This window comes from Blautia faecis (genome assembly GCF_020554845.1).
Classification (GTDB): domain Bacteria; phylum Bacillota; class Clostridia; order Lachnospirales; family Lachnospiraceae; genus Blautia_A; species Blautia_A faecis.
In genome coordinates this window covers 1-935 of the sequence record NZ_JAJCIA010000090.1, presented here as the reverse complement: position 1 = coordinate 935, position 935 = coordinate 1, and the positions used below count along the sequence as shown (strand labels likewise).

Genomic DNA, 935 nt, shown 5'->3' with positions numbered 1-935 from the left:
TGTTTTATCCCCAATTAGGTGTAAAACTCTGCTCGATGGCGGGCGGCGGCGTACAAAAAATCTATATGGTGTTTTTAAGAGAATCGTCCCGGTAGGACAGGTCAGGCAGTGACCTGTTCCACCTCTGGGATGGGTTTGAGATTAAAATGAATTTCGATAGAAATGTGTCTTGTTTTATCTTCGTCAATGCGCTCATGCACGACGATTTCTTTGATTAAGCGGTTAAGGGTGGCTGCGTCCAGCTCTGTGATGTTGGCATATTCCTGAATGGCTTCCACCCATTGTTTTGCGTCATTGGCAAGCTGGGCTTCATCGGACAGCCGCTTCCTGCCCTCGGACACTTTTGCTTTAAGCTCCGTCTGCTCGGTCTGTGTCTTTTCCAGCATGGTGTTGAAATTCTGCTCACTGATACGCCCTGCAATCATATCCTCATAAAGCCGCATGACCATTTTATCCAGAACCTCAATCCGTTCCTCGTCCCTTGTAAGGGAGCGTTCCATTGCTTCCCGCTGTTCCCGCTGCTCGGCTTCACAGGTATTAGTCAGGCGGTCGGCAACCGCTTTCCCGTCCATCAGGGCAGCTCTGGCACATTCCCGGATTTTTCGCAGCACATGGCTGTAAAGGGTGTCATAGTCAATCCGGTGCTGGGTGCAGTGGTTCTTTCCAAAGGCATTGTAGGTCTTGCAGGAATAAATCTGCTGGGGATGTTTTGCGTTTGTATAGCGTATCGTCAGCGACTTCCCACACTCGCCGCATTTTATCAGTCCGGCAAACAGGCTGATTTCATTGGTCTGCCCCGGACGCTGGCGGGATTTCAGCTTGTTCTGCACAATGTCAAAGCTCATGCGGTCAATCAGCGGTTCATGCTGTCCCTCCACTACAATCCAGTCCTCCGGCTTCTTTTCCCCAATCGTGCCGATTTTGAAACGGTAGTC

General features: G+C 50.4%; 1 protein-coding gene. It reads right to left on the bottom strand.

Translation table 11 applies throughout. The features are described 5' to 3' along the window. Positions 1-101 precede the first annotated feature (101 nt). Positions 102-935, bottom strand: an 834-nt coding sequence (locus tag LIZ66_RS18330; RefSeq protein ID WP_227201175.1) for a recombinase zinc beta ribbon domain-containing protein, incomplete at its 5' end; no start/stop codon positions are given.